Consider the following 13,832-nt stretch of genomic DNA (forward strand, 5'->3'; position numbering starts at 1 on the left):
TTTTACAGGACCTCCCTTATGCCAAACGATATATTTTACTTATTTCAGAACCTTGAATAACGGCTAATATTCAGGAGGACCCCTATCGCCATCAACATGAGCGTCAGTGATGAACCGCCATAACTTAAGAGGGGCAAGGTGATCCCCGTAACCGGCATCAGTCCCGTTACCACCCCTATATTGATCATCACTTGAATGGCGACCATCGCGATGATTCCCACCGCTACAAGGCTCCCATATAAATCAGGGGCACCTAGTGCGATCCGAATTCCCCGCCAAAGCATGAGCGCAAATAATAAAATGACGAGAGAGCCCCCGATGAAGCCAAGTTCCTCTGAAAGGATGGCAAAAATGAAATCAGTCTGCGGTTCTGGTAAATAGAAAAACTTTTGGCGACTTTGCCCGAGTCCCAGGCCGAACAATCCACCGGGCCCGATTGCATAAAACGATTGAATCATTTGAAACCCGCTGCCCAAAGGGTCTTCCCAAGGATCCAGAAAAGACGTGATCCTTTTTATCCGGTAAGGCGCCGACAAAATCAAACCGATAAAACCTGCTACCCCGATTAGCCCCAAGCCGACAAAATGACTGATCTTTGCCCCGGAAATAAAAATCATGACGATGCACGTTCCAACCATTACCGTTCCCGTTCCAAGGTCCGGCTGTAACATGATCAATCCAAATGCCAAAAACACTAAACCCAAGGATGGAAGCATCCCTTTTTTAAAGGAGGTGATCAGCTTTTGCCGTTCTGATAAAAACTTAGCTAAGAAAGCGATCATTGCCAGCTTCATGAACTCAGAGGGTTGGACCGAAAAGGCACCTACACCAATCCAGCTCCTCGAACCATTTCTCGCCATCCCTATACCTGGTACAAGCACAGCCAGTAACATAATGAAACAAATGATGATAAGGATCTTGGCCCATGTCCGCCACGTCCAGTAATCCACATTCATGATGAAAAACATGGCAATGACACCAACGCAGGCAAACAGCAACTGTCTTTTAGCAAAATAAAACGAATCATCAAATTTATATGTTGCCCATATGGCACTCGCGCTGTAAACCATGATTAATCCAACAGTCAAAAGACTTAAGGTGACGATAATGAGAATGAGATCAGGATTCGATTTTTTTAATGGCACGGACATCCACCTCTAGGAAGTTTTTCGAGCCTGCGAATATAAACATCAATGCTGATTGCTTGTCAGCACTTTAGTCAAAAAAAAAGCGATAACGGCTCATTATCGCTTTTTTTCAAGGTGTCAACGTAGAAGCAGGTTCACTTCTCTTTTGCGAAAGCTCTTACTTAAGTTTATGCACGGCCTCCATAAACATGTCTCCTCTTTGCTCAAAAGTTTTATATTGATCCCAGCTTGCACAAGCCGGGGAGAGAAGAATGCAGTCGCCTTCATTTGATAATTCAAATGCAGCCGGTACGGCCTTTTCTACATTATCGACACGTTTTATATTCGCTATTCCTATTTCTTTGGCTACCCGTTCAATTTTTTCTGCCGTTTCACCAAAAGTTATCACGGCTTTGACATTTTTCATCGCCGGTTTCAACTCATCGAATTCATTTCCGCGATCCAAACCGCCTGCCAATAAGACGACGGGTTCGGTAAAGGATGTTAATGCTTTGGAAGCAGCAAGAATGTTCGTCGCTTTCGAATCATTATAAAATTTACGGTTATCGATCGTTGCGACAAACTGCAGACGGTGCTCGACACCATAAAATGTTTTCAGTACAGTCTGAATGGCTTCGTTAGCTACACCCTTCAGTTTTGCCGCGGAGATGGCCGCAAGCACATTTTCCAAATTATGCTTACCAGGTAGGGCTATCTCTGAAACTTCAATGATTTTTTCCCCTCGGAAACAGGCAGCACCATTTTCCACATAGGCTCCATTTTCATGTTTCACTTCAGCTGAAAAAGGGACAAGTTCAGCCTTGGTCTTTTTCGCCATGGATAAAACAAGATCTTGATCTGCATTATAAATCATGAAATCTGAGGCTATTTGATTTTTCGTAATGGCAGCTTTTGCTTCGACATATTCCTGTTTGGAGCTGTGGTAATCCAAATGTGCATCATACAAATTTGTCACGATTGAGATTTCAGGACGAAATTCGTCTATTCCCATTAACTGAAATGACGACAATTCAATGACGATCGAGTCATCGGGTTTTGCTTTTTGGGCAACACCAGAAGCTACTGTCCCAATATTACCGGCAATCAGCGGGGATTTTTCACCGGTCTTCAACATTTCGTATATCAATGTTGTCGTTGTCGTTTTCCCATTTGTACCAGTGATTCCTATGAAAGGTGCCTCGCTTATTTGATAGGCCAGTTCAACTTCCGTTATAACCGGAATCCCTTTTTCCAATGCCCCTTTGATAATAGGGTTCCGATAGGGGATTCCCGGGTTTTTCACGATCAGCTCGAAACCTTCATCAAGGAGCTCAATCGGATGACTGCCGCAGATGACTTTGATTCCCTGTTCAAGAAGTCCCTGAGCCTCAGGGTTTTCCGATAAAGGCTTCATGTCATTAACTGTCACGAATGCACCTAATTTATGTAGAAGCGAAGCTGCCATCACTCCGCTTTTTGCCAAACCCAATACTAATATCTTTTTCTCTGAATACTTCGCAGTCTCTTTCAATTATATCCACACCTCTAAATAGATTCCGAGTACCGCACACAGCAGCCCCACTGTCCAGAAAGTCACGACGACACGCCATTCCGACCAACCGGAAAGCTCATAATGGTGGTGAAGCGGACTCATTTTAAAAATACGTTTACCAGTCGTTTTAAAAGATCCTACCTGCAGGATGACCGAGAGCGTCTCTATTACGAAGACTCCGCCAATGATTACCAGGAGGATTTCAAGCTTCGTTAACAAAGCGATGGTTGCGATCGCTCCTCCAAGGGCCAAGGAACCCGTATCCCCCATGAAAACCTTTGCTGGATGTGCATTGAATACCAAAAACCCAAGTACTGCACCGACAACCGCCACCGAAAAAATAGCGACATCATATTGTGACTGACTCCAGGCCAAAATGGCAAAAGCACCAAAGGCAATGGCTGATGTTCCTGAGACAAGTCCATCAAGCCCATCCGTCAAATTGACGGCATTCGAAAAACCTACAAGCCAGAAAATAACGATAAACAGATAAAACCAGCCAAAATCAAAAGTAAAGTCAGTGCCTGGAATCGTCAATTCAGGATTAAAACGGTCTGTTTGCTTAAAGACGAAGTAAAAGATGACCGAAATCACAATTTGTCCAAGCAGTTTTTGCTTGGAGGTCAGTCCCAGGTTTCGCTTCATGACCACTTTAATGAAATCATCCAGGAAACCTAATAAACCAAAACCTAAGGTAACGAATAGTAATAAATACGTTTCGGTTGAAGGTGCCGAGAATTTCAAAGTCATGATCAGTGTAGCGATGGTAACAGATAATAATATGACCAAACCGCCCATGGTGGGTGTTCCCGTTTTCTTCAGATGCGATTGTGGGCCTTCTTCCCTGATACTTTGCCCGAATTTCAATCTTCTTAAAAACGGGATGAAAATCGGCGAAAGAAGAACGGTTACTAAAAACGCCACCAAAATCGTATAAAAAATCACTTGTTCCAACATTCCTTACTCCCTCATTCCTAACACAATTCAAATATAAAATTCTGCTTGATGTCTTTTCTTATTTGCTCCAGGGCAATTTAGCGTCGGTTCAAACTGAACCCAAACGATTTTGAATTGCCTTTTCCGCTTCTTCACGGTCATCGAAGTGAAGCACTTCGTCACCGACCAATTGATAGGTTTCATGACCTTTTCCAGCTATTAATATAACGTCGCCCTCTTCCGCCTTGGAAACAGCATAAGCTATCGCCTGCCTGCGGTCTTCGATAACCGTATATTCTTTGCCTGCTACACCAGCTTCCATATCCCGGAGGATCTGGGCAGCATCCTCACTGCGCGGATTATCCGAAGTGAAGATCGGGTCAGTCGCCAAGCTGCAAGCAATTTCAGCCATGATGGGACGCTTTGTCTTGTCTCGGTCCCCGCCGCAGCCCACTATCACAAAGATTTTCTTTCTAGCAAACTCACCAACAGTCTTGAGAACATTTTCTAAGCTGTCCGGAGTATGGGCGTAATCAACAATGACCGGGAAGTCCTGATTCGCTGTAATGAGCTCAAAACGGCCTGCAACACCTTTTATTTCCTCGATGGATTTAATTGTCTCATCCAGATCGTTACCGGCGCACAGAGCGGCAGAAATGGCAGAGAGTACATTATAAACACTGAATTTACCAATCAGCTTCAGCTGAATGTATCGCTCTTCTTTACCTGCTGTCAAGGTGAAAGATGTGCCATTTGCATCAATTTGTATATCCGTGGCCCTGATATCCGCATCTTTGTCTATGCCGTAAGTAACCACTGTCGCAGCAGTCGCTTTAATGAAATCAGCTGTCGCCTCATCATCCGCATTAAGCACAGCATATTTAGGACGATTTTCTATGTAAGCATTGCCGAGTTGTGAGAAAAACAAGGATTTTGCTTGCTTGTATCTGTCCATGGTTTTATGAAAATCCAAATGATCCTGTGTAAGATTCGTAAAGACGGCAATATCATAATCGCAGCCATGGACGCGTCCAAGCTCAAGTGCATGAGATGAAACTTCCATAATAGCCGTGGTAACAGATGCTTCGGCCATTTCATGAAAAGCCTTCTGCAGCGTAACGCTATCTGGCGTCGTATTCTTGGTTTCATATACCGTATCGGCAATTTTTGTATACATCGTGCCAATCAAGCCTGTTTTTTCTTGTCGATCCTCGAAAATCTTTTCCAATAAGTGACTGGTCGTCGTCTTTCCATTCGTACCTGTAATTCCGATCAAGCGCATCTTTTGAGTTGGATGGCCATAAAATGCATCGGCAAGCACCGCCATCGCCCTGCTCGAATCCCTGACTACGATCACGGGAACATCGAGGTCAAGCGGCCTTTCGGCAATGACTGCTGCAGCTCCATGTTCTACAGCAAGTTGGGCAAAATCATGACCATCGACTGTATAACCTTTTATACAAACAAATAAACTTCCGTCTATGACTTTACGGTTATCATTTTCAATGGAGGTGATTTCAGGATTTTCTCCTTCATACGGAAATAAGGAGTGTAAATAAGATAGTAATTTGTGAAGCTTCATTTTTCCATCCCTCTCAACTTAATTTGAGGATTCATTATATGTGATTAGCCTCGGCTTGTCGAGAAACCAATTTCAATTATACGGGGTTATCCCGACTCCGTAAACAAAGCGGCTGATGATTCTTCAGCCGCTTTAACTATTCATATATTATATTATACTTATTCTGTATTTTCGCCAAGATAAATTCTTATTGTAGAGCCTTGTTTTACTTTAACTCCTGGATCCGGGGCTTGATTTATGACTTTATCCCCATTTCCGGCAATATCCAACTTAAGGTCGATGAGCTGGGTTTGCAACTCTTTTTTGCTGAGACCCACAACATCAGGTACCTCGACCATGACCGGATCCGTCCAAACCGTTTCCTTCTCAATCTGGTTTTTCCTTGGCTTGACGCCCATGGCCCTAAGTGAATCCTCCATGATATTCCCAACGATCGGTGCGGCAACGACCCCGCCGAATTGCACCGTTCCTTTCGGATTATCCACGGCTATATAAACGACGATTTGCGGATCATCCGCTGGAGCGACACCAATGAAAGAGAGAATATAATTATTGTCAAGGTATCTGCCATTTTCAGCTTTTTGGGCTGTACCCGTTTTCCCGCCCACTCGGTACGACTCCACGAATGCTCCTTTACCGCTCCCTTGGGCGACAACCGATTCAAGTGCTTCACGGACTTTCTTCGAGGTTGCTTCTGAAATCACCTTTTTCTTCGCTTGAGGGGTCTTTCGCATCAGCACTTCCCCATTTTTTGGATTCACGAGTTCCTTCGCGATATAAGGTGTATACAAAGTCCCGCCATTCACGGCTGCCGAAACCGCTGTCACCTGCTGAATGGGCGTTACGGCTACACCTTGACCAAACGCAGTCGTTGCCTGCTCAACCGGACCCACTTGATCCATGTTGAACATGATTCCTTTTCCTTCTCCGGTTAAATCAATTCCCGTCTTTTGCCCAAACCCGAAATCATTTATATATTTAAACAGCTTGTCTTTACCAAGCCGGTTCCCTAATTCTACAAAACCAGGGTTACATGAGTTCTCGACTACTTCAAGAAAGGTTTGGTCCCCATGTCCCCCGCTTTTCCAGCAATGCAGCGTAGACCCTGACACCTCGACATGTCCGGAATCATAAAAATGTTCCTTTTGTAAGTCGACCTTCCCTTCCTCAAGCGCCGCAGCAAGCGTGATGATCTTAAAAGTCGAACCTGGTTCATATATACTCCAAACTGGTAAATTACGATTATACACTTCTGAGGGTACATTTTGAAAATTGGCCGGGTCGAAGGTTGGCCTGCTGGACATTGCCAATATTTCGCCAGTGTTCGGGTCCATTGCAATGGCAATTATACCATCGGGATCATATGTCGCCTCCGCATTATCGAGCTCCCTCTCCACAATTGTCTGGATTTTGCTATCGATGGTCAGCTTCAAGTTATCACCATCAACAGGGGGCTTATAGTCATCGGCCATATTCTCGAGCCTTTTCCCTTTTGCATCTGAGTAAAATTTAACGAATCCTTTTTCCCCGCTTAGTTCCTTATCATAAGACAACTCAATACCCATCAGCCCTTGATTATCGGAGCCTGTAAAGCCAAGAACATGCGAAAGGTATTCACCAAATGGGTAATGCCGCTTTGAATCTTCAGCGATGTAAACACCCTTTATCCCTAATGCTTTAATTTCCTTCGCCTTTTCATGAGATATCTTTCTGCCTTCGGGAATCCTGACGCTCATCGCCTGTTTCGTTAACCATTGATAAGCTTTTTCCTTTGACATATCCAATATTGAAGCAAGCTGTTCCGCCGTCTCCCCTGGATTCTCAATCTGCCTTGGGATCACATAGACCGTTGGCGCAGATATATTCGTTGCCAGCTCGACACCATTCCGATCGAGGATTTCTCCTCGTTTGGCTTCAAAAGGAATATTCCTGCTCCAGGAATCTTTAGCCAGCCCCGTCAACTTATCCCCAAGATAAAACTGTACAATTCCCAATCGGATATCAATGATAAAAAAAACAACGATACCGATTGCCAATGCGATTGCCAGCCGTTTTCGGACAGTAACATTCGAAACACGCAAAAACAGGCACCTCCATTTCATACATGCTTCAATATATGCTTGTCTACTTGACGCTAGACTAGAAACTTTGAAAGAAATAAAGAGGGAATCCATTTAGGATCCCCTCTTTATCTTCACTCTGTACTCTCTTTAGTCGGTATATCTACACCAGCCCCTTCAGGCTGGGATAATTCAATATTGATGGTCTCCCCTTCCTTTACTTTTTTCCCGGCCACAAGACTCTGTTTACTCACGTATCCTGCACCTTCGGTTTTCAGATCCAGTTTTGCGACCTTAGCCAATTTCATAACATCGCGCAGAGACCATCCCTTCATGTCTGGAACTTTCATTTCGCCTTCTGTCCTGAGGATTATCTTTTCACCCTGTAAGAGTATACTCCCGGCTTTTGGGGATTGATCGAGCACTTTACGCCCACTTCCGATCGTACTTACATCATAGCCAAGTTCCTTCAGTTCTTTGACAGCTGAACTCTCGGTTTGATTCGAATAGTCTATGATTTTATTTGCTTTTTGTTTTTTAATATCAGAAGGTTTGATGTTTAAATATTGCAGGCTATTTTGCATGACAGGATTAAATATCTCTGACAATGGATCAGCCCCAACATAAGATGCACCTAACTTCGGCTGCTTGACTGCCACATACATGACCAACTGCGGATCATCTTTTGGCGCCATGCCTAAAAAGGAGAATACATAGTTATTTTTCCCTTCTAAATATCTACCTGTCGGACCTGGAATTTGTGCGGTACCGGTTTTTCCCGCTACTTCATATCCATCAATGGCATATTTTTTCCCAGTTCCTTTTTTCGCGGTAATTACCGTTTCCAAATAATCACGTACCTGTTTTGCAGTTTCTTCCGAAATCGGTTGCCCTGTCACTTTCGGCTTTGTCGTTTTCAAATTTTTTCCGGTATCCTGGTCGGAAATGCTTTTTATCACGTATGGCCGCATCATTTTTCCATCATTGGCTATTGCGGATGCAGCTTGGATTTGTTGAATCGGTGTAACGGTCGAACCCTGTCCAAAGGCAGTAGTCACTTTTTCAAGCTTATACTTGTATTGAATTTTACCGGTTATCTCGTTCGGCAGGTCAATTCCCGTCTTTTTATCAAATCCGAACTTAGTCAAATACTCACGAAAAGTATCCGCTCCTATCTTATCCATTGCAAGTGTTGCGAAAGCTACGTTGGAGGAACGCTGAACCCCTTCAAGAAAGGTCATGCTCTTCCCTCTTTCGATTCCGCTATGATCTCCGATTTTACCCGATCCGGCTTTGTAGGTTCCTGCCACAAAGCTTTCATTCGGATTAAATACCCCTTCTTCAACAGCAGCGGCAAGGGTGAAAGTTTTCATGGTTGAACCCGGTTCGAAGGTTTCTTCAATAGCCAGGTTACGCCATGTATCCGTAAGCCCGACTTTCGTTGTCGGATGGAAGGTAGGCCTTTGCCCCATCGCCACAATCTCCCCCGTTTTTGGGTTGGAGACAATCGCTATGATTTGTTCGGGATCGTATTTTTCCTGCACTTTGCTCATCGAATCTTCCAAGAACGTTTGTATTTTCTTATCGATGGTCAGCATGACATCATTGCCATTATCCGGGGCAACCACCTTTTCCTCCTTATCTGGTAAAAGGAAGCCCCAACTATCACTGTCATATGTCAGCTTCCCATCCGTTTCCTGCAATTCTTTATTGAGGTACCTTTCAATGCCGAACTTACCAGCCATTTCTCCCGTTTCTTCATCCTTTTCCACATAGCCAATCAGGTGGGAGGCGAAAATCCCATTAGGATAGAAACGTTTATTGGTTCTTCCGAATGTAATTCCCGGCAGTTCCAATTTTTCTATTTTCTGCTTGACGACCTGAGTCAAATCCTTGCCGGCACTGCCAAATTCCACCTGGTATGCCCCTGTTTTCGTAAGTCTCTCATAAATGTCCTGTTCATCCATGTCGATATATTTTGCAAGCTTACTAGCGGTCATTTCCGGATCCTTGACATGCTCGGGCTCCTTTTCACTGAGTACAGCCCTTAAGATATAGGAGGAGGTATCCTCGGCGATGACTTCCCCCTTTGTATCGAGTATGCTTCCCCTTTTAGCTTCTATGACCTGTTTTTGTTCATATTTCTTGTCGATTTTCGAAGCCAGTACCTCCCCGCCCGCTGTTCCTGTCACCTGAATATACAAAAAGCGGCAGACTAATACAAAAAAGAGCAGGCCGAATAAAAAGAATAATCCGGCTGCCCCATGCTTCATATTTTTTTGTTTCTGCATTATCACTGCACACCCTTCACATTATTCTCATTTAACTTGAACCCTAGCGCTGCAGCTTTTTTCCAAATTCTTTCGTATGTACTAAGTTCAGCAACCTGCACTTTCAAATCATCATTCACTTTACCCTGTTCTTCAATCGACGTTTCCACTAGCTGGATCTCTTTATTCGTTTCATAGATGGCCGCTTGATTTGAGACTATTTTCACTCCCATGAAGGTAACCATGATAGCAAGGGCACATAGTAAGAAAACTTCACCAATGGATATCTTCGCTTTACGGATGACCACCGTTTGATGTGTCTGTTGCTGCTGTTGGTCTTCATATTGCTGTTCTTGTATTTTTTTGGCTATGGAACTCATTCATGTTCCCCCTTACTGTTTTTTTCTATAATTATTGCTTCTCGGCAATTCTTAGCTTAGCCGACCGGGAACGATTATTCCCTTCCAATTCTTCTTCCGAAGGTAAAATCGGTTTTCTCGTAATTATTTTCATGGTTGGCTTGAATTCATCCGGGATAACTGGAAGTCCAGGCGGAAGGTCCGGCATGCTGCTGGCCTTTTTAAATACCGTTTTACAAATTCTATCTTCAAGCGAATGGAATGTAATGACAGATATTCTTCCCTCTTTATCCAAAAGCGATATAGCTTGCTCCAAGGAATCTTCAAAGACACCAAGTTCGTCATTCACAGCGATTCTTATTGCTTGGAACACTCGTTTCGCAGGGTGTCCGCCTTTACGTCTTGCCGGGGCCGGTATCCCATCCTTTATTAACTCCACAAGCTCAAACGTCGTTTCAATCGGCTTTATTTCTCGTGCCGCTTCAATTTTCCTGGCAATTTGTTTCGAAAACTTTTCTTCTCCATATTGGAAGAAAATTCTCAGCAAGTCATGGAATGACCAAGTATTCACGACATCATAGGCAGAAATGGCAGCACTTTGGTCCATCCTCATATCCAAAGGTGCATCATGGTTATAGCTGAAACCACGCTCAGGTGTATCCAATTGTGGGGATGACACGCCTAAATCATAAAGGATCCCGTCCACTTTCTCGATTCCCCGGGCATTCAACTCTTCTTTTAAGTATTTAAAATTATTAGGAACAAGAACAATACGTTCGCCATAGTTTTCCAATTTTTCCTTAGCATTCCGAATTGCCGTTTCGTCCTGATCAAAAGCATAAAGCCTGCCTTTGTCAGAGAGCTGTGAAAGCAAGTATTCGCTGTGACCGGCTCCTCCTAAAGTACAATCCACATAAATTCCATCAGGTTTGATGTTCAATCCATCAACCGTCTCTTTTAATAACACTGTTGTATGTTGAAACATGCTAGACATCCTTCCAATCGGTTATTGAGTGACTCTATTTCTGAGGGCAGCCTTAAATATCAAAGCCAATCATATTTTCTGCTATCTCAGCGAAAGAATCCTCCGAAGCTGAAAAATAGTTTTCCCAAAGGGATTTGCTCCAAATCTCAATACGATTGGTAACACCAAGAATTACACATTCTTTTTCCAATTGGCCATATGAAGTAAGCGGCGTGGGGATATTAATTCGCCCTTGTTTATCAATTTCGCATTCTGTGGCTGCAGAAAAGAAAAAACGGGTAAAGGCTCGGGCATCTTTTTTTGTTAAGGGCAGGGCTTTCAGCTTTTCTTCAAGCAGCTTCCACTCTTCCATAGGATAACCAAATAAACATTGATCGAGTCCGCGGGTAAGAACAAATTGCTCCCCGAGATTTTCCCTGAATTTCACCGGGACTATCAAACGGCCCTTTATATCGATGTTATGATGGTACTCTCCCATGAACATACCCACTACCCCCACATTCTAATCTCAATGTACCACATTCCCCCACCTTTCTCCACTTGTTTTTACTTTCTCCTTCCAAGTAAAAATTCCCTTCTTTTCTTCTTAAGTTTATTTAGCCAAATTATTCAAAGAAACTTGCATTTCCCTCGAATGGACTCAGACTAAGACACAGTCCCACTATTACTGTCGAAGCACTACCGAATAAGTGCCCGGGAAACAGAAAAAAAGACAGGCTTTAGCACCTGTCTTCTGTTTACTTTTTAATCCCTCCGTCAGGAATGGTAAGTGGGAACTTCATAAAAAAACGATTAGTCCGCCACTTTTCCCCAAAACGGATGGTTATTTAAATGAAAATCAATTTATGCTGATTATTGAACCGATATTCCAGCTTCATCATATCCCGTACAAACTCCGGCCCATATTGATTCAAGTAATAAAACACGTTCCAAATCCGCTCCTGAGGTGATTCAAGAGGGTACAGTGAATTTGCTATCCGTTCATATTTCTTCAATATGACCGAATGCCGTTCCTTTGTACGGTCATCGATTTTGCCATACATGAAATTCAATTGCTTTTGGATGAATTCAATGTTTTTGTTCAACATCGGCTCAAGTCCTCTATCTAAAGAGACAGCGTGGACAAATAGCTTTTCATGGTTCTCTTCAAGCTGTGATTTCAGCGTCCCAAACAGATTGTCAATCGTCTCATCCTTCACGGAATCAAGGTAACTTTTCACAGCATTAGCGGTTCCTTCAGTCAGAACAGTTTCCAAACTGAGTTCCATTTCTTCAAGATCGCTTTGGATACTGCGCTCTACCAGCGTAATGTTTAACCTAGGAATGATTGGCGGCATCTTCATGGAAAACAACTCAAATACCTTTTTTAATTCCGCCCAATAAGCTATTTCCCCTGGCCCTGAAATGAAAGCCAATACAGGGAAAAGCATTTCCTGCATTAGCGGGCGTGTAATGACATTATTGCTTAATCGTTCTGGATGGTCTTTGGCTATCTGCAAGAGTTCCAGCTCGGTAAATGATACCTCACCGTTTTTCCCGCTGAAACCGCCTTCTACACGTTCAAGTAAACATCGATCTTTTTTTTCTGGATCATAATAAAATAAATTAGCGGCTTGTTTATCCATTTCAATCATTTTTGCATACCCTTTCGCATGCATGAATGATTGCTGTTCCTCTACCACTTCAGCAATCCGTCCACTTTCATTGACCATCGATTCGAAGTAAACCTTCTCAATTCGCCTTAATTCCGGATCTCCCGCATCGACTAGTAAAAGGCCATATTCTTCGAACCATTCATGAATAAGCCTGGCGAAGAAGTCGACGAAGGTATCGGATTGTTTAATGGTTTCCTTCATATCAATCAGGAGTTTATTCGTAAAGGCCGTTTCTCCATATGTTTCAATGATTTCCTCAAGCCACTTCTCTGCCTTTTCCGTTTCCAGTTCCACGTCAGAAACCATTGTTTTATACGGTTGATAAGAAGGATAGGTTTTTTTATCGGGTTTACCGTTTTTCATGACATAAACATGATTGACTTCAGCTAAATCATGATCTTCTCCAGCTATCCAAAAAACTGGAATGACCGGCTGCCCCAATTCTTTTTCCTGTTCTTCCGCAAGCTTAATGATTGAAATCACTTTATGAATGGTATACAGCGGCCCTGATAATAACCCAGCCTGCTGTCCTCCAATCACAACCACGGAATCATCCCTGCGCAACCTTTCAATATTCCCCTTAACTGCCTTACTGAATGAAAAACGAGACATGTATTGTTGTATGTAATCCGACAATTCATCACGTGAAAAAGAGCGGTTCATCAATTCACTATATCTATTGAGATAAATGTCAGGCTTTGCTAAGTCATAGTGAAAATATTCCTCCGTTTCAAGACGGTTTTGTAAATAGTCCGATGCAAAACGATTTAAAGATGGTAACGCGAGATCTTTCATCTCCATTTCTGTTCTCCCTTTCTCTGCAACTACAATTCTTTTTAGAGTATAACATTCCGGTTTAAGAAAACAAAAGAAGTTGCCCAGCAGCAGAAAATTGATGCGATGTTCTATGTTATGTAGTCAATATCCTCGTAATACTTGTAATTATACCAATGGAAAATAATAGAAGGTAAGCCACGAAAAAGAAGGCGAAGTTCACTCTCCAAAAACCCTTTAATACCTTATGGAAAATGATTTCTTCTTTTACCTTATAATGGACAAGGACCACCAAGAATGCGTTAAGTATCATGACGAGTATGATCAACCAAAGAATTTGCTTATCCCAAATCGTAATGATCAAATAATGGACGGATAATACGAACAGCAGCGTACTCATGTCCATTGCAAATTGAACGGAGCGCCTATGGTTCCCAGTAAATTGTTTGGCACTAATAAAAAAAAGTATATATCCCGCGAAAGGCAAGGTAATAAATATCGCGGCAAGGTTTGAAACTACGTACGGCACATC

At 43.0% G+C, this 13,832-nt stretch carries 11 protein-coding genes; all 11 read right to left on the bottom strand.

The window, feature by feature from the left end:
• Positions 1–44 precede the first annotated feature (44 nt).
• The 11 genes from spoVE to ACFVS1_RS13885 all read right to left on the bottom strand — a co-directional run bounded on the left by spoVE (position 45) and on the right by ACFVS1_RS13885 (position 13,829).
• On the bottom strand, positions 45–1,145 hold the full coding sequence (gene spoVE, locus ACFVS1_RS13835; RefSeq protein WP_098371083.1) for a stage V sporulation protein E: 1,101 nt from the start codon (positions 1,143–1,145) through the stop codon (positions 45–47).
• Positions 1,146–1,305: 160 nt separating this feature from the next.
• Complete coding sequence (gene murD / locus ACFVS1_RS13840) at positions 1,306–2,658, bottom strand: UDP-N-acetylmuramoyl-L-alanine--D-glutamate ligase (protein WP_241594364.1); 1,353 nt, start codon at positions 2,656–2,658, stop codon at positions 1,306–1,308.
• Entirely contained in the window at positions 2,659–3,636 is a 978-nt protein-coding gene (gene mraY / locus ACFVS1_RS13845; RefSeq protein ID WP_352921568.1) for a phospho-N-acetylmuramoyl-pentapeptide-transferase, read from the bottom strand.
• An 88-nt stretch (positions 3,637–3,724) separates the two neighbouring features.
• Positions 3,725–5,197, bottom strand: coding sequence for a UDP-N-acetylmuramoyl-L-alanyl-D-glutamate--2,6-diaminopimelate ligase (locus ACFVS1_RS13850; protein WP_387548137.1), 1,473 nt, complete (start codon positions 5,195–5,197; stop codon positions 3,725–3,727).
• Positions 5,198–5,355: 158 nt separating this feature from the next.
• Positions 5,356–7,278, bottom strand: a complete 1,923-nt coding sequence (locus ACFVS1_RS13855; RefSeq protein WP_241594366.1) for a stage V sporulation protein D — start codon at positions 7,276–7,278, stop codon at positions 5,356–5,358.
• 113 nt (positions 7,279–7,391) lie between these two features.
• Positions 7,392–9,548, bottom strand: a complete 2,157-nt coding sequence (locus ACFVS1_RS13860) for a penicillin-binding protein (RefSeq protein WP_387548140.1) — start codon at positions 9,546–9,548, stop codon at positions 7,392–7,394.
• 2 nt (positions 9,549–9,550) lie between these two features.
• Positions 9,551–9,907 (bottom strand): cell division protein FtsL, encoded by a 357-nt coding sequence (gene ftsL / locus ACFVS1_RS13865; protein ID WP_101224576.1) that lies wholly within the window; start codon positions 9,905–9,907, stop codon positions 9,551–9,553.
• A 31-nt stretch (positions 9,908–9,938) separates the two neighbouring features.
• Complete coding sequence (gene rsmH / locus ACFVS1_RS13870; RefSeq protein WP_352921574.1) at positions 9,939–10,871, bottom strand: 16S rRNA (cytosine(1402)-N(4))-methyltransferase RsmH; 933 nt, start codon at positions 10,869–10,871, stop codon at positions 9,939–9,941.
• Positions 10,872–10,923: 52 nt separating this feature from the next.
• Complete coding sequence (mraZ, locus tag ACFVS1_RS13875) at positions 10,924–11,355, bottom strand: division/cell wall cluster transcriptional repressor MraZ (protein ID WP_034313914.1); 432 nt, start codon at positions 11,353–11,355, stop codon at positions 10,924–10,926.
• Between the two features lie 343 nt (positions 11,356–11,698).
• Complete coding sequence (gene bshC / locus ACFVS1_RS13880; RefSeq protein ID WP_387548145.1) at positions 11,699–13,327, bottom strand: bacillithiol biosynthesis cysteine-adding enzyme BshC; 1,629 nt, start codon at positions 13,325–13,327, stop codon at positions 11,699–11,701.
• A 109-nt stretch (positions 13,328–13,436) separates the two neighbouring features.
• On the bottom strand, positions 13,437–13,829 hold the full coding sequence (locus tag ACFVS1_RS13885) for a DUF3397 domain-containing protein (RefSeq protein ID WP_387548148.1): 393 nt from the start codon (positions 13,827–13,829) through the stop codon (positions 13,437–13,439).
• Between the last annotated feature and the right edge of the window lie 3 nt (positions 13,830–13,832).

The sequence above is a fragment of the Peribacillus sp. NPDC058075 genome (genome assembly GCF_042885195.1).
In the GTDB taxonomy this organism is placed as follows: domain Bacteria; phylum Bacillota; class Bacilli; order Bacillales; family DSM-1321; genus Peribacillus.